Raw genomic sequence first — 18384 nt, 5'->3', positions numbered from 1 at the left:
TAGGACGGCACCGCTCCCGCCTCACGAGCCAGCGAAGCTGACCGCTCTCGGGGCCGAAAAATCGGAGAAAGGCGGTCGGAATTACTCCTCGTCGTCGAGTTCGTAGTCGCCGCCGTACTTCAGGAAGAAGAACGCCAGACCGAGCGTGGCGACCATCGCGAACGTGGTGGCGACGCCGAGCGTCTTCGCCGAGTTGGGGACGGACGGCACTTGCTCGGGCGCGGGCGTCGAGATGGACTCGACGACTTCGAGCGTCCCGACCATGCCCGCGGACTGGTGGGGTTCGCAGTAGTACTCGTACGTGCCGAGGGTGTCGAACGTGTGGCTGTAGGTGAATCCGGAGTTCTCGATGGGTTTGTGACCCGACCAACTCGCGCCGTCGGGGATGGTGTCGGGGACGACGTTGTGGTTGTCCGACTTCCAGACCCACTTGACCGTCGTGCCGGGCGTCACCTGCGCCGGTTGGTCGGTACCGGGCTTGAACACGAGGTCACCGCCGGGACCGACCTCTATCGTCTGCGTACCGCCGCCGCCACCGCCACCGCCTCCGCCGCCGGAGGATTCGTTGCCGCCGCCGGAGGTTCCGGTTCCCCCGCCCGAGGTTCCGGTCCCTTCGCCGCCGGACGCCGTGCTCGTACCCGTTTCCTGCGCCGCGGCGGTCCCTGCCGCTCCTGCGACGGCCGTCGCCCCGGTGGCGGTCCGAAGGAAGGCACGACGGGACATCTCCGCGTTGCCGTCAGTCATAGTCGGGGGTTGGGAGTCGGCTGTAGTGAATACTTTGGTTTACGGCTCGCGGAGAGGGGGGTCCGTCCCCCGGCGGCGACTGTCGGCGACGCGCGACGGCCGTCGGCGACGGTTCAGTAGGCGTAGTCGTATTCGCCCGTCTCGCTCTCTAAGAACGCCGCGAGGAGGTCGATGGTCGCGTCCACGTCGGCGACGTGCGCGCTCTCGGTCACGGTGTGGAGGTACCGCGTCGGCACGGAGAGCGCGCCGACCGGCTTCGCGCCGTGGGTGTTCTGAAAGCCCGCCGTGTCCGTGCCGCCCGCGGGCAGGATCTCCATCTGGTGGGAGATGTCCTCCGATTCGGCCACCGACCGGAGGCGGCGGTGGACCTTCGGACTCGTGATGACGCTGCCGTCTTTCAGCTTTATCGCCGTCCCCTCGCCGAGCTCCGTCACGCGGTCGCCCGCCTCGAACCCGGGCACGTCGTTGGCGACGGTCACGTCGAGTGCGATGGCGAGGTCCGGGTCGATATCGACGCCGAGGGCCTTCGCCCCGCGGAGTCCCACCTCCTCCTGCACCGTCGCGGCGAAGTGGACGGTCACGTCGGGGTCCTCGATTCGCTTCGCGGCTTCGAGCATCGAGAACAGGCAGACCCGGTCGTCGAGGGCCTTCCCCGTCACCACGTCGCCCATCTCCACCGTCGTCTGCTCCATCGTCACCACGTCGCCGACGGATACCGCGTCCTTCGCGTCCTCGGCGGAGAGGCCCACGTCGACGTGGACGTCCTCAACTTTCGGGGCCTTCTCCTTCTCCTCCTCGGAGAGGGTGTGCGGCGGCGGCGACCCGATGACGCCCGGCACGTCGCCGTCCTCGGTGTGGATGCGGACGCGTTGGGCCTTCAGGACGCGCGGGTCCCACCCGCCGAGGGCGTCGAGTTGGACGAACCCGTCGTCGGTGACGTGACGCACCATGAAGCCTATCTCGTCCATGTGGGCGGCGACGGCGACGGCGTAGTCCCCGTCGCCCTCGATGGTGCCCACGACGTTTCCCATCGCGTCCGAGCGAACCTCGTCCACGCTCGATTCGAACTCCCGGCGAACCGCGTCGCGGACGCGGTCCTCGTACCCCGGGACGCCGCTCGTCTCCGTCAGTTCCTTCAGGAGGTCGAAGTCGAACTCGTAGTCGGCCATGGACTCCCTTCCCGACGCCGCCGCAAAAAGACTCGCGTCCCGGTAGAACGGTAAACTCGTTTGCCGTGGTTCCGGAACGCTTTTGCGCCTCATGTGACCATTGGGTGCCATGGCAGACGCCGAATCGGAACTCCGCTCCGAACTTCGAGACGCGTTCGAAGGTGCCGACTTCCCCGTGAAAAACCAGATGGACCTCGTCCCCGCCCTCCCGAACGGGCCGGGCACTCGCTTCGAGGCGAACGACGGCGAAGTCAGCTTCACCGCGATGGAGATGGCCGCGAAGCTCGGAAGCCACCAGAGCTTCCCCTACGATGACGTCGATACCCTCGTGGACGACATCATCGAGGGCCTGAAGGCCGAAGGGATGCTCTGAGTCGCGGTCGAATCCCGTCCGACGACCGAAAGAACTTCAGCCGGTCGCTCGGGACGCGTCGGTAATGACGACTGCGTTACTCGAACTCCTTCCCGAACTCCTCGAACTACTGTTCTACGGCGCCGGGTCGCTCGGCCTCTCGGCGGCGGCGCTCTACGCGGAGTCCTTCGCCGTCGCCACCGCGCAGGGCGGCCAACCGAAGCTCGCCGCGTGGGCCGCGGTCATGGGCGCGGTTGCGCTCACCTTCGCGTACCTGCTCGCGACGGACAAACTCCGCCCGAAGCTGACCGAGGTCGGACGCGAGTTCCGGAGCTACTGACGGCGGACGCGGCCCCGACCACCCGAAACGTTTCCTCGCCGGCCCCCGACGTTCCCCCGTGCACGACATCGAGCGGTATCTGAACGTCAGAAGCGCCTACGGCGCGTCGTTCGGTCCCGAGGGGGAGCGCCTCTCGTTTCTCATGGACACGACGGGCGTGCCGCAGGTCTGGACGATAACGGAACCCGGCGTGTGGCCCGAACAGCAGACCTTCTACGACGAACGCGTCACGTTCGCCTCGTGGTCGCCCGAACGCGACGAACTCGCCTTCGGGATGGACGAGGGCGGCAACGAGCGTCAGCAGCTGTTCCGCTACGACCCCGGCACGGGCGAGGTGACGAACCTCACCGCGATGCCGGACGCGAAGCACCGCTGGGGGGGGTGGAGCCACGACGGCGACAGGGTCGCGTTCACCTCGAACCGCCGCGAGGAGTCCGTCTTCGACGTGTACGTGCAGGGTCGCGACGAGAGGGGCGAACGGGCGGAACTCGTCCACGAGGGCGACGGGTGGCTCACCCTCGGCGGGTGGTCGCCCGACGACGCGAAGCTCATCGTCTCGGAGGCGTACTCGAACTTCGACCAGGACGTCTCGGTCCTCGATATCGAATCGGGCGAGGTGACGCACCTCACGCCCCACGAGGGGACGGTGCGCTTCCAGAGCGCCTCGTGGGGTCCCGACGGCGAGAGCGTCTACCTCGTCTCGGACCGCGAGAGCGACACGCTCGACCTGTGGCGCGTCGATATCGACACCGGCGAGTTCTCGCTCGTCGTCTCGGACGACGAGTGGGAGATAGACGGCGTCTCGATAGACGAGGACTCCCGCCGCGTCGCCTACTCGCGGAACGCGGACGGCTACACCCGACTCACGGTGGGCGAACTCACCGCGCCCGACAGAATCGACCCGTCCTCCGAACCTGACGTGCCGCGCGGCGTCGCGGGCGGCGTCTCGTGGGGCCCCGACGGCGACCGGTTCGCCCTGACGGTGACGACGAGCACCGACGCGACGAACGTGTACGTCGTGGACGCGAAGACGGGCGAGGCCGAACGGTGGACCCGCGCGGCGACGGCGGGCATCCCGAGAGAGTCGTTCGTCGAACCGGAACTCGTCCGCTACCCGACGTTCGACGGGCGGGAGATACCGGCGTTCTTCTCGTTACCCCAGACCGACACCGGCGAGGGCGACACGCCCGTCATCGTGGACATCCACGGCGGCCCCGAGTCCCAACGCCGGCCGTCGTTCAGCGCGGTGAAGCAGTACTTCCTCGCGCACGGGTACGCCGTCTTCGAACCGAACGTCCGCGGGTCGGCGGGGTACGGCAAGGCGTACGGCCACTTAGACGACGTGGAGAAGCGCATGGACTCCGTCGCGGACATCGAGGCGGCGGTGGAGTGGCTTCACGACCACCCCGCGGTGGATCCGGACCGACTCGTCGCCATGGGCGGTTCCTACGGCGGGTTCATGGTGCTGGCGTCGATGACGGAGTACCCCGACCTGTGGGCCGCGGGCGTGGACATCGTCGGCATCGCCAACTTCGTCACGTTCCTCGAAAACACGGGCGACTGGCGGCGCGAACTCCGCGAGGCCGAGTACGGGTCCTTAGAGGAGGACCGCGAGTTCCTCCAGTCCATCTCGCCGCTGAACAACATCGAGCGGATTCGCGCGCCGCTTTTCGTCCTGCACGGCGAGAACGACCCGCGCGTCCCCGTCTCGGAGGCGCACCAACTCGTCGAGGAGGCGAGCGCACACGTCCCCGTCCGGGAACTCATCTTCGAGGACGAGGGCCACGGCTTCTCGAAGCTGGAGAACCGCGTCGAGGCGTACTCCCGGATAGTCGATTTCCTCGACGAGCACGTCTGAGCGGGGAACCGAAGCGCCTCCGGTCCCGAGAGCGCTCCTACTCGGCGCGAAACCCGTCTCAGTAGAACCGTTTAAGAGAGAGTAGGCGTGATACGTACCAGAATGCCCTCCGGACCGAGCGATACGCGCGTTCTCGTCGTGACGACCGGCGGCGACGCCGTCTCCCGCGAGTCCGACCTCACGTCGTCGCTCGCGGCCCGCCTCCCGGGCCAGACCGTCGTCAGGTCGAGTTCGACCGCCGCGGAGTACCTCCGCGAGCTGGGTCCGACGGTGGACTGCGTCGTCTCCGTGGGCGCGGACCCCGACCTCATCCGAACGGTCTCGGAGACGGACCCTTCGATTCCGTTGGTCGTCTACGGCGAGGAGGTGCTCTGCACCCACGTAGACGCCGTCGTCCCCCCGTCGGCGAGCATCGACGACTTGGCCGCCCGCGTCCAGGCGGAGGTGTCCCAGAGCAGGGAGACGAACCACCTCGAAGAGGTCAACGCCAAACTGACGGCGCTCTCCCGCTACGCGAAGCGGATAACCGGCTGCGAGACGGTCCGCGACGTCTGCGATCGGACCGTCGAGGCGACCAACGACGCGCTGGACTTCGACTTCTGCATCGTCGCACTCGTCGAGGACGACCGAATCGTCCCGTACCGTTCGACGCTGCCGATGGAGGCGGAACGTCCCATCGGCATCGGCGAGGGTATCGCGGGGCGGACGCTCCGCGCGGGCGAACCGCAGGTGGTCGCCGACATGCAGGGGGACCCCGACGCGACGTTCAAAGAGCGGGGGTTCCGCTCCGTCGTGAGCGTCCCCGTCGGCGAGCAGGGGGTCATCCAAGTGGTCACGAAGGAGGCCGACGCCTACGACGAACGGGACGTGGAGTTCCTCGAAACCCTCGCGGGGTACACGAACGAGGCGCTCGCCCGCCTCGAACGCGAGGCGGCCCTCCGGGACGAGCGAGACCGGTTCCACGCGTTCTTCGAGGCGCTTCCGGTGCCCGTCGCGTACGTCGAAGCCGAACGGCGCGGGGAGGCGTCCGTCCGCGAGATAAACGCCGCCTACGAGCGGACGTTCCCCGAGGCCGCGGACGCACTCGGCGCGGACGCGGCGACGGCGTTCCCGACGGCGGAGGAACGGCGACTCGTCTCGGACCGCCTCCGGGACGCCGACCTGGTGGATCGAAAGATAGAGCGACCGGTCCGCGAGGAGGGGTCCGACTCGTTCACCGTGGTGCTCGTTCCGCTCGAACGGATCGGCCTGTCGGCGTCGGGCTACCTCGTCTACGTCCCCGAGGCGGTGCCGACCGACGAATCAGGGACCGAGTATTCGTCCTGAACGTCCGTTAGAGTCAAACCGAACGCCGGCGAAACGTCCCCTATGAGCGCCGACGCAGAACGCGGCCAACAACAGCGAACCATCCGCTGTCTCATCGCCAAGGTCGGTCTCGACGGGCACGACCGAGGCGCGCACGTCATCTCCCGCGCCTTCCGAGACGCCGGATTCGAAGTCGTCTACTCCGGACTCCACCGCTCGCCGGACGAAATCGTCCAAGCGGCGGTCCAAGAGGACGTCGACGTCCTCGGCCTCTCCATCCTCTCGGGGGCCCACAACACGCTCGTCCCGAAGGTGATAGACGGCCTCGAAGAGTACGGCGCGTTCGACGATACGCTCGTCCTCGTCGGCGGCATCATCCCCGACGACGACCGCCAGAAACTGAAGGAGATGGGCGTCGCGGCGGTGTTCGGTCCGGGCACCTCGATGAGAGAGACCATCGAGTTCGTGCGCGAGAACGCCCCCCGCCGCGACTGATGGTCGGACCGGACGGCGGAGGCGGGCGCGACAGCGAGGCGGACGCCGACCCGGACCTGGTGGACGAACTCCTCGCCGGGCGACACCGCGCACTCGCCAGAGTCATCACCGAGATAGAGAACCGCTCGCCGGGGTACAGGGAACTCGTGTCGAGTCTGCACGCCCACACCGGCGGCGCGGACGTAATCGGCATCACCGGGAGTCCGGGCGCGGGGAAATCGACGCTCGTGGACAAACTGGCGAAGGCGTACCGCGACGCCGGACTGACCGTCGGCGTCATCGCGGTGGACCCCTCCTCGCCGTACTCCGGCGGCGCGGTCCTCGGCGACAGAATCCGCATGGCGTCGAACGTCGGCGACATGGACGTGTTCTTCCGGTCGATGAGCGCTCGGGGGCAACTCGGTGGCCTCTCGACGGCGACGTCGGACGCCGTGAAGGCCCTCGACGCGTTCGGCAAGGACAAGATAATCGTCGAGACGGTCGGCGCGGGGCAGAACGAGGTGGACGTCGTCCGCACCGCCGACACCGTGACCGTCCTCGTCCAACCCGGAAGCGGCGACGACGTGCAGATGCTGAAGGCGGGCATCCTCGAAATCGGCGACGTGTTCGTCGTCAACAAGGCCGACATGGAGGGGACGCCCCGGACCGTCGCCGAACTGGAGGAGATGATCCACCTCCGCGAGAACCCCGGCGCGATGCTCGATTCGGGCCACCACGGGAGCGACGCCGTCGGCGGCTTCGACTCCGTCCCCGGCGACGGGGCGGGTCACGGAGGGAGCGAGGCGGACGACGGGGCAAGCGAGGCGGACGGCCGAGAGACGGAGGCCGAGGAGTGGGAACCCGTCGTCGTCGAGACGGTGGCGACGACGGGCGACGGCGTCGAGGAACTGGTGGAGACGCTCGACTCCCACGCGGCGTTTCTCGACCGGACGGGCGCGCGCGCGGAACTGGAGCGCACGCGCTACGCCGAGGAGATACGCCAACTCCTGCGGAGCGACGCGAACGCCATCGTGGAGGAGGAACTGCGGCGGCGCGGCGGCGCGGCGGCGTTCGCGGAACGCGTCGCCGACAGGGAGACGGACCCCTACGCCGTCGCCGAGGACGTCCTGCGACCGATTCGGGAGTGCGTCGAGGCGCGGCGCGACGACTCCTGACCGGCGTTCGACCGGCGTCCGGGCGACGAACCGGGGGGCGGAGAACCGCCCTCGGACGGCTAAGCGCCGCCTAACTCCGGCGATCCGGTACGGATCGGCGTGATAATATAAGAGCGTCGCACGCGTATTTCACCCAGCATGAGACTCCGAAACGCAGTCGGCGCAGTCGCCGTCGGTGTGGGCATCGCCGCCGCCACGAACCGCGTCCTCTCGCGTCGGACGCCGTCGCTGGATCCCGCGCTCTCCGGCGACCAGCGGACGTTCCGGTGGCGCGGCATCGACGTCCACTACACCGAGGCGGGCGACGAGGAGGCGCAGGACCTCGTCCTCCTGCACGGCATCAACGCCGCCGCGTCATCGGGCGAGTTCCGCGAGGTGTTCGACGCGCTGGCGGAGGACTACCACGTCGTCGCGCCGGACCTGCCGGGGTTCGGGATGTCCGACCGGCCGCCGCTTCGGTACTCGGCGGCCCTCTACGAGGACTTCGCGGGCGACTTCCTCGCGGCGTTCGACGACCCGGCGGTGGTCGCCTCCTCGCTCACGTCGGCGTACGTCGCCGCGGTGGCCGATGAGACGGACATCTCGCAGTTGACGCTCGTCTGCCCGACGACGCGCGGCGGCCCGGAACCGACCGAGACGGTCCGCGAACTCCTCCGCGTCCCGGTGGTCGGCGAGGCCCTGTTCAACCTGCTGGGGTCGAAGCCCGCGATCCGCTACTTCAACGCCGACCACGGCTACTACGACCTCTCGAAGGCGAGCGAGGAGTGGATGGAGTACGAGTGGCGGACGGCCCACCAACCGAACGCGCGGTTCGCCCCGGCGTCGTTCGTCAGCGGCTATCTCAACTCGGAGGTCGATCTGACGGAGGCGCTCTCGGAACTCGACGCGACGACGACGCTCGTGTGGGGCCGGGAGGCGGAGATTACGCCGCTCCGCGACGGGCGCGTCCTCGCGAGCAAGGCGGACGCGAAACTCGTCGTCTTCGACGACACGAAACTCCTCCCGCACGTGGAGTTCCCCGACCAGTTCGTCCGCACCGTCCGCGAGGATCTGGCGGTCCCCGCCTGAGCCGACGCCTCACACCGGTCGGAGGACGACCACCGACTCGCCCGTGTTCGGATTTTCCTCGGCGTCCGCGTACACGCGCCGTCCCACCGACGGGTCCGGCGGGTCGTCCGACAGACCGCCGAATGCGCCGGTCAGTCTGACCGGCCCGAACGACGCGATGGCCGTGACGTACGGCGTCAGCCCGGCGAAGTCCGGTCCCGCGACGTGCACCTCGGTGTACGTCTCGACGGTCCCCTCCTCGGGGAGGGGTTCCTCCCGCAGGTCCGTCGCGCCGCAGTGCGGACACGTCCGGCGGGGCGGGAGCGACCCGTGGCCCTCCGGGCACGCGAGGTAGAATCCCTCGGTAGCGCCGAGGGCCGCGATCCACTCGTCGAAGCCCGAGTCCGTCATCCGCGCACCTCCAACACGTGGACGACGGCGCTGGCGACCGTCCCGCCCGCGTTGTGGGTCACGCCGACGCGCGCGTCCGGCACGGCGTCGCTGTTCGGGTGGTCGCCGCGGAGGAGGCGCGCCATCTCGACCACCTGCGCGCACCCCGTCGCGCCGACGGGGTGTCCCTTCGCCTTCAGACCGCCGGAGAGGTTCACCGGCAGGCGGCCGTCGCGGGTCGTCTCGCCGCGTCGCGCCGCGCCGACGGCCTCGCCGCGGTCGTACAGGCCGAGTCCTTCGAGGGCCAGCACTTCGGCGATGGTGAAACAGTCGTGGACCTCCGCGACGTCCACGTCCGACGGCCCGATTCCGGCGTCGTCGTAGGCCGCCTCCGCGGCCGTTCGCGCGGCGGGCGTCCGGTTCAGCCACCGACGGTCCTGGAGGGCGAACTTGTCGCCGCCCTGCCCGGTCCCCGAGACGGCGACGGGCGCGTCTATCCCGTGTTCCTCGGCGTACTCGTCGCTGACGAGGACCACCGCGCTCGCGCCGTCGGTGATGGGGCAGGAGTCCATCAGGTGGAGGGGGTCGGCGACGGGCGGACTGTCGAGTGCCTCCTCGACGCTCACCTCGCGGCGGTACTGCGCGTACTCGTTTGCGACGGCGTTCGCGTGGTTCTTCGAGGCGACGTGCGCCAGGTCCTCGCGCGTCCCGCCGAACTCCTCGAAGTACGCGCGGGCCATCAGGGCGTACGCGCCGGGGAACGTCATCCCCGCGCGCACCTCGAACAGTTCGTCCGCGGCGATGGCCAACGACTCGGTGACGGCGGCCGTATCGAGGTTCGTCATGCGCTCCATCCCCCCGGCGAGGAGGACGTCGTGTTCGCCCGAGCGGATTCCCCTCACCGCTTCGCGGACGGCCACGCCCGAGGAGGCGCAGGCGGACTCGTGGCGGGTCGCCGGCGCGTCGAGACCGGCGGCCTCGGCGACGAGGGGGCCTTGGTGTCCCTGTCGCTCCGCGAGTGCGCCCATGAAGTTCCCGTAGTGGACGGCCTCGAAGTCGTCTCGGGGCGCGCCGGCCTCCTCGCGGGCCGCGAGTGCGGCCTCCGCGAACAGGTCGCGTCCCGTCCGGTCGGCGTGCCGACCGAACCGCGTGAGGCCGACGCCCGCGATTCGAACGTCTGTCATGCCGAAACGTACGTGATAAATGAGGTAAGAACCTGCCGGTCGCGGGCACCGCGATCCGACGGCGAGGGGGGAAACCGGCGCACTGGGTGGGACACCGTAACGGGTATTCGTACGTCGGGAGGACGGAGCGTCATGGCAGAGTGGATTGCGGAGACGTTCACCAGCGACGTCGGCTGGGACCACCTCCGGTCGCTCGTCGATATCGGCGACCGGATGGCCGGCCACCCCGGAGAGCGCGAGGCGATGGAACTGACGCGGGACGCCCTCTCGGACGTCGGCGCGCGCGACGCGCGCATCGACGCGTTCGAGATTCAGGGGTGGGACCGGGGCGAGAGCGTCGTCCGCGCGGGCGACACTGAACAGGACTGCATCGCCCTCCCCCGAAGTCCGTCCGAGGAGGCGTCCGGCGAGTTGGTCGATCTGGGCTACGGCCTGCCCGAGGACTTCGATCGGGACCTCTCGGGGAAGGTGGCGATGGTGTCCTCGACGGTTCCGGACCACTACGAGCGGTTCATCCACCGCCGCGAGAAGTACTACCACGCAGTCGAGGCGGGCGCGGCGGCGTTCGTCTTCCGCAACCACGTCCAGGGCTGTCTCCCCCCGACGGGGAGCGTCGGCACCGAGGAGTCGCCCATCGGCGACATCCCCGCCGTCGGCGTCAGCAAGGAGGTGGGCGCGCGACTCGCCCGCCGGTTCGAGGGCGAGGACGTCACCGTCTCCGTCGAGTGCGAGGCGTACCCCGCAGAGAGCGGCAACGTCCACGCCGAACTCGGGCCCGACACCGAGGAGGAGGTTCTTGTCACGAGCCACCTCGACGCCCACGACATCGCGGAGGGCGCGTTGGACAACGGCGCGGGCACCGCGATGGTCGTCGAGGTGGCGCGCGCACTCGCCGCCCGCGAGGAGGAACTCGACGCGCACGTCCGGTTCGTCTGCTTCGGCGCGGAGGAGGTGGGCCTCGTCGGGTCGGCCCGCGAGTCCGACCGGATGGGCGAGGACCGAGAGCGGATCAAGGCGATAGTGAACAACGACGGCGTCGGCGGGGGGCGGACGCTCTCTTTCTACACCCACGGATTCGACGCCCTGGGCGACGCCGTCGAGGCGGTGTCCGAGCGGTTCGACCACCCGATGTCCACCGTCCCCGAACAGATGCCGCACAGCGACCACTGGCCGTTCGTCCAACACGGCGTGCCGGGCTACATGGTCGCAAGCGAGTCGGAGGGCCGCGGGCGCGGGTGGGGGCACACGTTCGCCGACACCCTCGACAAACTCGAACCGCGGACGCTCCGCGAACAGGCCATCCTCCTGACCGAACTGACCGTCGAACTCGCCGACGAGGACACCGAGGTGCCGAAGAAAGCGCCGGAGGACATCGCCGCCGCCCTCGAAGCCGAGGACCACGCCGAGGGGATGAAGATTACCGGCGACTGGCCGTACTGAACCGGCCCCCGGCGCGGACGACTCGCCGCCGGCGCGCCCCGTCGGGCGCGCCCCGCCGAACCGCCGACTCTTTTACCGCGTCGCGGCGTATCCGGTGACGATGTCTCGCACCTGCGAGCGGGGGACCGCGGCGTCGGCGGGGGGACGAACGTGAGCGGCGACGACGCACCGACGTTCGTCGTCCGCGGCGGTTCGGAGGCGTCCGCGGTGACCGCCGCCGTCGAAGAGGCGGGCGGCGTCGTCGCCGCGCGCGTCGCCGCCGACGTCCCGTTCGACGCCGTCTCGTTCGACGCCGACGCCGACGACGTGGACGCCGTCCTCGCCGTCGGGGAAGCGGCGCTTCTCTCCCGCGTCGACGGCGAAACCCCGCCGGTTCTCCCCGTCGACGCCGGCTACGGCCGACACTCGCTCGATTCGTCGGCGGTCGGACTGGCCGTCGAGGCTGTCCGCTCCGACGAGGCGCGGACGGTTCGCCACCCGACGGTGAGCGTCCGCGTCGGCGGGGAGGCGGCCGGGCGCGCGCTGACGGACGTGACGCTGATGACGAGCGAGCCCGCTCGAATCTCCGAGTACGCCGTCGCGGAGCGGCCTCCTTCGGGCGGCCCGACGGACGTCGAGGGGGGCGCGGAGGTGGACTCGTTCCGGGCCGACGGCGTCGTCGCGGCGACTCCGCTCGGAAGCGCGGGGTACGCCCGCGCCGCCGGAGGCCCCGTTCTCGACGCGGACGCCGGTCTGGCCGTCGTTCCCGTCGCGCCCTACGCGACGGCGACCGACTCGTGGGTGCTTCGACCGCCGGTCACGCTGTCGGTGCGGCGCGACGACGCCGCCGTCTCGCTCATCCTCGACGACGAGGTGGTCCGGGACGTGCCGCCGGAGGTTCCGGTCGAAATCGACGCCGACGGGGAGGTTCCGCTCCTCCGCGTCCCGGGGACGGCCGGTCGGACGCGATCCTGAGTCGGCCCGACCGCTACAGAAGACGTTCTCGGAGGAGACCGCTACGGCGGGTCGCCGGTCGAACCGACGACCGGCGTCTCCCGCTCAACGGGCGGAACGCGCGTTCAGACGACGGCGTTCCAGTAGCCCTCCACGAGGAAGAAGAGGGCTTGGAACGCGGCGTAGAACAACAGGAGCACCGAGGCGCCGACGGCGGCCTTCGGCCTCTCGATTTTCTTGTCGGTTCGGGCCTCGACGCGACGAGACTCGTACTCGAAGAAGTCAGTGAGGAACAGTCCGAGCGCCAGGATGGACATGACCATCCCTCCGTGCGGTTCGATGAGCAACAGCGTGAACGACGCGAGGATGAGCAACACCGTCGTGATGCTGTGCGGGAGGAACCGCGAGAGCTCCTCGTCGTCCTCGCCGTCTTCCGCTTGGTTCACGTGCTTCCGGTGCGCGAGAACCCGCGTCACCATGTTGACGAGGACGAGGCCCAAGATGATGTACCTGATGTACGGCTCCAGCACCTCGAGCGCGCCGAGCGGGACAGCGAACTGTAGCGGTTGCATACTCCATTCTCGGTAGACGAGTCATTAGAGTTTTTCCAATCGCGTCAGAGCGGTGGCGGACGGCGCGGGCGGCGAGATGCGACTCGCTGTCGGACTGCGACGTGACGAAGCGGAGAAGGGGCGGTCGGGTCGGTTACTGCGCGCGGCGGTTCTCTATCGCCCGTTTGGCCTGCCGGCCCGCCGGGATGAGCACCCAGAACGTGAGCACACCGAGGAGGGCGAACCAGAGGAACGCGTCCAAGAGGATGACGCCGATGGTGTCGAACATCGTCATCGACTCGGTTTGGACCGGTTCGATGAGCTGTTTGCTGCTCTCGAAACTGCTCGTCCGGTACCAGCCCGCGAGGACCATCCACGCGAGACCCGCTCCGGTAAAAATACCGAGCCCCTTGATGAACTCGTCAGCCATTGTTGTCTGAATCTTCGTTGGAGTCCTCTTGAGACTTTCCCATTCCGCGAGCGCGGAATCTCGTCCCGAGCGTGTAGACGCCCGCCCCGAACCCGATAATCCCGAGAGCGACGACGGCCAACGCCGTGCTCAGGACGCCGTCGCCGACGGAGACTCCGATCGCCGAGAGGCCCCCCCGGACGATGCCGCCGAGGAAGCTGACGTTCAGCGTCGCGGCGTCCAGAAGCATGAAGCCGAACACGACGCAGACGACGGCGATGAGCGTCGAGAACACCGTCACCGTCTTGTACAGTCGCATCGGGACGACGACGTCCCGCCGCCCGTCTCGCGTCGTCGAACCGGCCGCGGAGTCGCCGGGGCCGTCTCCGTCTGTCATCGGCGACAGTACGCACAGGGGGGAGAAGGGCCTTTCCGTGTGCCGTCGCGCCGACGCGTCCCGCGAGGGGGCCGTAGCGGACGCCCGAGAAGCGGCTGACCGGCCGAGAGTTTCGCGCGCTCACCCGGCGCACGGTTAAACAGTTCGACAGAACCCTTAACCGACTAACTGCGCTATTTCGGGCAGTTCCCCAACTGAACCGGACGCTGATCGTACGGCGACCCCTGACGCTGCGCTCGCGTTCGATTCGGCGCGGCGACTCGCGGACGGCATCCGTCGGTGCCCGGCGACGACGAACGCCGTCGGCGACGTTCCCAGGCATCCGTTGGTCGCACGACAAACGCGCTTTCGAGCGACGGCTCTGCTCGGCGTCCGCGAGGAGGGGACCACCTCATCTATGAGTATACGACACGCTGCGGTTCCGGACGTGCTGACCGGACTGATACAGAAGTACGGCTTGGCGTTCGTGATGGTCGCGAGTTACTTCGGTTCCGGCTCCGTGTACATCGCGAGCCAAGCCGGCGTGGTACACGGCTACACGCTCCTGTGGGCCGTCCTCGGCGCCGCCCTGCTCGGATTCATGGCGCAGAATATGAGCGCCCGCTTGGGAATCCACGGGGAGTCGTTGATGGTGTTCGTCCGCCGGAAGATGGGACGACCGGCGGCGACGGCGATCGCGGTGTTCCTCTCCATCGGGTGCGTCGCGTGGACCCTCGGGTTAGTCGCCGCCGTCGGTGCGGGCGTCTCCTTCCTGCTCGGCGGGGCGGTTGGCTGGCAGCCCATCGCCGTCGTGACGACCGTCGCCGCGATTCTCGTCGGACTGCTGAACTACGAGGCCGTGGAGAACCTGATGATCGGGATGATGCTGGCGCTGATGGTCGTCTACGTCGTCGTCGCGCTTCCGAGCGGTGCGGACCCCGCGGCGATCACGCTCGGGTTCGTCCCGACTGCGGACTCCCTCGGCGCACTGACGATGGCCGCCGGCATCCTCGGTACGACCGCGCTGTGGCCGAACTTCTTCCTCGAATCGATTCTCGTCCACACGAAGGGCTGGACGGACGAGAGCGACCTCCCGGACGCGCGCAGGGACCTCGCCGTCGGCTACGCCGTCGGCGGCGTCACGACCGTCGCTATCCTCATCGCCGCGGCAGCGCTTCTGCGCCCGATGGGCTACACGTCGCTGGAGACGTTCATGACCCCGGGGAGGGCGCTGGTGGAGGTGCTGGGCACGTGGGCGATGGTGCTGTTCATTGGGGGCGTCATCGCCGCCGCCTTCAACAGCATCATCCCCATCATGTGGACGCCGGCGTACATCGTCCCGCAGGCCGCCGGGTACGACTCGCCGAGGGACACCCGGCTGTTCACGCTCCTGTTCTCCCTCGGCACCGGAATCGGCGTCCTCTCGCCGGTCGTGAGTTCGGTCCTGAACCTCTCGGTGGTCGATATGGTCATCCTGTTTCCGATGTACAACGGCATCTTCTCGCTGCCCGTCGCCGCCGTCCTCCTCTTTTGGGCCGTCAACGACGGCGAGACGATGGGCGAGTACCGAAACGGGTGGAAGCTGAACGTCGTCAACGCGCTCCTCGTACTGCTCGCGGTCGTGTTGGCCGCGCTGTCGATTCGGGACTTCCTCGGACTCATCTCGACGGGAGGGTTCTGAGCGTCCCGTGGGTCCCGCGGTTCCGTCCGCCGTCCTCGCAGCCCTCGTCGCTATCGGCCTCGTCGTCGGGTGGGAGACGGCCCGCATCGACCCCACCCGTCTGAAACTCGCGTCGGGCGTCGTCCTGATGGACGTCGGCGCGTACCTCGTCGCGTGACGAACTCGCGGGCGACGGAGACGACGCTCGTCGGTACGCGTCGATCCCTCCGAAAAACGTCCGACCCGGTTCGGGCGTGACCCGAACGAAAACGGCAGTCCGTGGGGCGGTTACCGCGGCGGGCGGAGGCGGTAGTAGCGCTTGTTGAGGCCGTACATGTACCCTTCGCGCATCGTCTTCAGCACGGCGTAGGTGACGAAGAACATCACGATGGGGAGGATGAACGTGAGGTCGAACAGCAAGTCCACGTTCATCGGCACCAAGTTCTTGATAGCCAGTATCGAGATGGTGAACGCGAAGGTGACGCCGCCGACGCCGACGGCCGCCCAGAACGGCTGTTCGACCGGCCGTCGCGCGCTACCCTTGTTGAGGAACGGCACCATCGCGATGATGCCGACGACGACGACGTTCGCTAACACCCCGTACGTCCGGTCGGCCGTCAGCTTCTGCCCGCCGAGGACGGCCAACTCGGGGTTCAGCGGACCGAGCTTCAACAGGCCGAACGACCAGTAGAGGTACCAGTCCGGCAGGATGATAGCCGGCGTGGAACTGGGGTTCGCCGGCGCGCCGATGTGCGGCGGCATCGTCGCCGAGAGGAACAGCATGATGCCGACGAAGAAGCTCGCGATAGAGAGGTTGCGAATCATCTCGTGGGGCCACGTCGGGAAGCCTAACACGTCGCGTTCGACGTAGTCGGACTCCTGACGCAGGTCCTGGTCCTCGCGGCGGGAGCGCTCGAAGTACTCGTACGTGAGGCGCGAGAGGCCGTCGCTGCGCTGTTTGCGTTCGCTCCACGTCGGCGTCTCGTCGTCGGGCGCGACGATGCCCGTGCCGTCGGTGCGAACCTGCGTTTCGTCTGCGTCGGATTCGGTGTCGCTCATTGTTGTTGTCCTATCTTAGTGCGGCTCTGCGATTCCCTGCACCCACACGATACCGATGTGGATGGCGATGAGCGTCGTCACGACGAACGGGAGCAGGAACACGTGGATGATGTACATCCGCTGTAGCGTCGACTGGCTCAGCGAGAAGCCGCCGAACAGCAACTGCGCCGCCCACTCGCCGACGAGCGGGATGGACAGCGCCATCTCGACGCCGATCTGTCCGGCCCAGTACGCCAGCTGGTCCCAGGGGAGCAGGTACCCGGTGTACCCGAACACCATCGTCAGGCTGATGAGGATGATGCCGATGAGCCAGTTCAGCTCGCGGGGCTCCTTGTACGCGCCGGTGAAGTAGACGCGGAGCATGTGGAGGAACACCGCCGCCACCATCACCTGCGCGGACCACCGGTGGATGGACCGGAGCATGAAGCCGAACTGCAGTTCGGTCATGATGAACTCGATGGAACTGTACGCCGCCGTCGGGTCGCCGGTCGCCGCCGGGGAGTAGTAGAACCCCAAGAGCGCGCCGCTTATCGCCGCGACGACGTACGCGAGCGTCGAGAACAGTCCGAGCGTGTACAGCGGATACCAGTACCAGAACTTGTTGTCGAGGTCGTACTGCTCGGTGTGGCTCTTGGGCATCTGGAGGTTGACCCGGTAGTAGAGGGTCTCCATCAGCTCCAGGTAGTCCACGATGCGGAGGCGCTTGTCCAACCAGATGAGCGTCATCAGGAACGTAGACTCGACCGGAGTCAGGTCCTTCTTCTTCATCCAGTCCTTGTGGTCGTACTCGTCTTTTCGTTCTAAGCTCATGAATTACCTCTTGTAGTACGGGTAGATGGCCCGCTTGACTTGGTCCCACGCGCCCGTACTGAACGGCACGCCGTCTACGTCCTCCTCTCGGATGTAGAGGTCCTCCCACTTGCGACGGCGTTTCTTGACGATCATCACGTCCGGGAGGAACTCCTTGCGGTAGAGCGCGAGGATGAACGCGAGGTCCATGAAGATGACCGCGAGGATGCCGCCGAGGAACATGTTCCCGGTGTCGCTGAGACCCCAGCCGGAGACGAGGCCGTAACTGAACAGGAACACGAAAACCACTTCGATGATGGTGAGGAGAACGATGGCGATGGCCGCGGCGGTGCTCTCTCTCGCCGGTTCGTACCGGTGGATATCCCCGTAGGTGCTGCCCGAGGAGGACATTATCCGTTCCTCCCCGTTCCGGTGTTCGCGGACTCGCCATACTTCAGGATGTAGAACGTGAACACCACGGTGACGATGATTCCGAGTATCGTCGCCGCGCCGACCCAGTGGGCCTGAATGGGTACGCCGAGTTCGTGGAGTTCCTTCTCGCCGCCGCCCCCGCCGCTACTGGGGTTCTCGACGACGGATATCGTCCCGACCATCCCGGCGGACTGGTGGGGTTGACAGTAGTACTCGTAGTCGCCGAGTACGTCGAACGTGTGGCTGAACGAGAACCCGGAGTTCTCGATAGGTTCGTGACCCGACCAGTTGGCGTCGCTGGGTTGGGCGTCGGGGACGACGTTGTGGTTGTCCGACTTCCAGACCCACTCAACCGTCGTTCCGGGCGCTATCTCCAGCGCTTGGTCCGTGCCGGGCTTGAATACGAGGTCACCGCCGGGGCCGACTTCGACGGTCTTCGTCGCGCCACCGCCGCCGCCTCCACCGCCGCCGGAGGTGCCGGTTCCAGTTCCGGTACCCGTCCCTTGCGCGGTTCCGGACGAGGTGCCCGTACCGGATGCGGTTCCGGTTCCGCCAGCGGACGTCGTGGTGCCGCCCTCTTGGGCGGCGGTCACGCCGGCGGCGGCAGACGCCGTCGCGGCCGCGGCAGGGACGCTTGCCGCTCTCAGAAAGTCCCGCCTTTTCATACACGATTTTCTCAGGATGGAATGCGCTTAAA

General features: G+C 68.0%; 22 protein-coding genes. 11 read left to right on the top strand and 11 right to left on the bottom strand.

The window, feature by feature from the left end; genetic code table 11:
* Positions 1-81 precede the first annotated feature (81 nt).
* A complete protein-coding gene (locus ACFQEV_RS15145) occupies positions 82-744 on the bottom strand; it encodes a plastocyanin/azurin family copper-binding protein (protein WP_379697746.1) in 663 nt (220 codons plus the stop codon).
* Between the two features lie 113 nt (positions 745-857).
* Positions 858-1913, bottom strand: coding sequence for a M42 family metallopeptidase (locus tag ACFQEV_RS15140; protein WP_379697743.1), 1056 nt, complete (start codon positions 1911-1913; stop codon positions 858-860).
* A gap of 109 nt (positions 1914-2022) precedes the next feature.
* Here ACFQEV_RS15140 and ACFQEV_RS15135 point away from each other — a divergent pair, with 109 nt between their 5' ends.
* The 7 genes from ACFQEV_RS15135 to ACFQEV_RS15105 all read left to right on the top strand — a co-directional run bounded on the left by ACFQEV_RS15135 (position 2023) and on the right by ACFQEV_RS15105 (position 8485).
* Positions 2023-2286, top strand: coding sequence for an MTH865 family protein (locus ACFQEV_RS15135; protein WP_379697740.1), 264 nt, complete (start codon positions 2023-2025; stop codon positions 2284-2286).
* 64 nt (positions 2287-2350) lie between these two features.
* Complete coding sequence (locus tag ACFQEV_RS15130) at positions 2351-2605, top strand: hypothetical protein (RefSeq protein ID WP_379697731.1); 255 nt, start codon at positions 2351-2353, stop codon at positions 2603-2605.
* Positions 2606-2663: 58 nt separating this feature from the next.
* Positions 2664-4463: a S9 family peptidase gene (locus tag ACFQEV_RS15125; RefSeq protein WP_379697728.1), complete on the top strand. Its 1800-nt coding sequence runs from the start codon at positions 2664-2666 to the stop codon at positions 4461-4463.
* 102 nt (positions 4464-4565) lie between these two features.
* On the top strand, positions 4566-5789 hold the full coding sequence (locus ACFQEV_RS15120; RefSeq protein WP_379697725.1) for a GAF domain-containing protein: 1224 nt from the start codon (positions 4566-4568) through the stop codon (positions 5787-5789).
* A gap of 42 nt (positions 5790-5831) precedes the next feature.
* Complete coding sequence (locus ACFQEV_RS15115; RefSeq protein WP_379697721.1) at positions 5832-6263, top strand: cobalamin B12-binding domain-containing protein; 432 nt, start codon at positions 5832-5834, stop codon at positions 6261-6263.
* Entirely contained in the window at positions 6263-7417 is a 1155-nt protein-coding gene (gene meaB, locus ACFQEV_RS15110; RefSeq protein ID WP_379697718.1) for a methylmalonyl Co-A mutase-associated GTPase MeaB, read from the top strand. The genes ACFQEV_RS15115 and meaB overlap by 1 nt, the downstream gene beginning before the upstream one ends.
* 138 nt (positions 7418-7555) lie before the next feature.
* Complete coding sequence (locus tag ACFQEV_RS15105) at positions 7556-8485, top strand: alpha/beta fold hydrolase (protein WP_379697715.1); 930 nt, start codon at positions 7556-7558, stop codon at positions 8483-8485.
* A 9-nt stretch (positions 8486-8494) separates the two neighbouring features.
* On the opposite strand, the gene ACFQEV_RS15100 is transcribed toward ACFQEV_RS15105, so the two are convergent.
* The gene (locus tag ACFQEV_RS15100; protein WP_379697712.1) at positions 8495-8875 is read right to left on the bottom strand and encodes a Zn-ribbon domain-containing OB-fold protein; all 381 of its coding nucleotides are present in this window, start codon (positions 8873-8875) and stop codon (positions 8495-8497) included.
* Positions 8872-10038, bottom strand: coding sequence for a thiolase domain-containing protein (locus tag ACFQEV_RS15095; RefSeq protein ID WP_379697709.1), 1167 nt, complete (start codon positions 10036-10038; stop codon positions 8872-8874). The genes ACFQEV_RS15100 and ACFQEV_RS15095 overlap by 4 nt, the downstream gene beginning before the upstream one ends.
* A 132-nt stretch (positions 10039-10170) precedes the next feature.
* Between ACFQEV_RS15095 and ACFQEV_RS15090 the strand changes: the two genes are divergently transcribed.
* Entirely contained in the window at positions 10171-11478 is a 1308-nt protein-coding gene (locus ACFQEV_RS15090) for a M28 family peptidase (protein WP_379697707.1), read from the top strand.
* A 150-nt stretch (positions 11479-11628) separates the two neighbouring features.
* Positions 11629-12432, top strand: a complete 804-nt coding sequence (locus tag ACFQEV_RS15085) for an NAD(+)/NADH kinase (RefSeq protein ID WP_379697704.1) — start codon at positions 11629-11631, stop codon at positions 12430-12432.
* 104 nt (positions 12433-12536) lie between these two features.
* On the opposite strand, the gene ACFQEV_RS15080 is transcribed toward ACFQEV_RS15085, so the two are convergent.
* The 3 genes from ACFQEV_RS15080 to ACFQEV_RS15070 all read right to left on the bottom strand — a co-directional run bounded on the left by ACFQEV_RS15080 (position 12537) and on the right by ACFQEV_RS15070 (position 13768).
* Positions 12537-12983, bottom strand: coding sequence for a DUF7313 family protein (locus tag ACFQEV_RS15080; RefSeq protein ID WP_379697702.1), 447 nt, complete (start codon positions 12981-12983; stop codon positions 12537-12539).
* Positions 12984-13116: 133 nt separating this feature from the next.
* Positions 13117-13392: a DUF7314 family protein gene (locus ACFQEV_RS15075; RefSeq protein WP_379697700.1), complete on the bottom strand. Its 276-nt coding sequence runs from the start codon at positions 13390-13392 to the stop codon at positions 13117-13119.
* Positions 13385-13768 (bottom strand): DUF7315 family membrane protein, encoded by a 384-nt coding sequence (locus tag ACFQEV_RS15070; RefSeq protein WP_379697698.1) that lies wholly within the window; start codon positions 13766-13768, stop codon positions 13385-13387. Before ACFQEV_RS15070 ends, ACFQEV_RS15075 begins: the two co-directional genes overlap by 8 nt.
* A gap of 397 nt (positions 13769-14165) precedes the next feature.
* Between ACFQEV_RS15070 and ACFQEV_RS15065 the strand changes: the two genes are divergently transcribed.
* Positions 14166-15428, top strand: coding sequence for an Nramp family divalent metal transporter (locus tag ACFQEV_RS15065; protein WP_379697695.1), 1263 nt, complete (start codon positions 14166-14168; stop codon positions 15426-15428).
* Positions 15429-15435: 7 nt separating this feature from the next.
* Positions 15436-15585 carry a hypothetical protein gene (locus tag ACFQEV_RS15060; protein ID WP_379697692.1) on the top strand — a complete coding sequence of 50 codons (150 nt, stop codon included), beginning with the start codon at positions 15436-15438 and terminating at the stop codon, positions 15583-15585.
* A 110-nt stretch (positions 15586-15695) separates the two neighbouring features.
* Here ACFQEV_RS15060 and ACFQEV_RS15055 read toward each other — a convergent pair whose 3' ends face one another.
* The 4 genes from ACFQEV_RS15055 to ACFQEV_RS15040 are packed head-to-tail and all read right to left on the bottom strand — an operon-like array spanning position 15696 to position 18352.
* Positions 15696-16466, bottom strand: a complete 771-nt coding sequence (locus tag ACFQEV_RS15055; RefSeq protein ID WP_379697689.1) for a cytochrome b family protein — start codon at positions 16464-16466, stop codon at positions 15696-15698.
* 15 nt (positions 16467-16481) lie between these two features.
* Entirely contained in the window at positions 16482-17276 is a 795-nt protein-coding gene (locus ACFQEV_RS15050; protein ID WP_379697686.1) for a cytochrome b, read from the bottom strand.
* A 3-nt stretch (positions 17277-17279) separates the two neighbouring features.
* On the bottom strand, positions 17280-17666 hold the full coding sequence (locus tag ACFQEV_RS15045; RefSeq protein WP_379697683.1) for a DUF7318 family protein: 387 nt from the start codon (positions 17664-17666) through the stop codon (positions 17280-17282).
* Positions 17666-18352, bottom strand: a complete 687-nt coding sequence (locus ACFQEV_RS15040) for a plastocyanin/azurin family copper-binding protein (RefSeq protein ID WP_379697681.1) — start codon at positions 18350-18352, stop codon at positions 17666-17668. The genes ACFQEV_RS15045 and ACFQEV_RS15040 overlap by 1 nt, the downstream gene beginning before the upstream one ends.
* Positions 18353-18384 lie beyond the last annotated feature (32 nt).

The organism is Halopelagius fulvigenes (assembly GCF_042662625.1).
Taxonomy (GTDB): Archaea; Halobacteriota; Halobacteria; order Halobacteriales; family Haloferacaceae; genus Halopelagius; species Halopelagius fulvigenes.
This window is presented reverse-complemented; position numbering and strand designations above follow the sequence as displayed.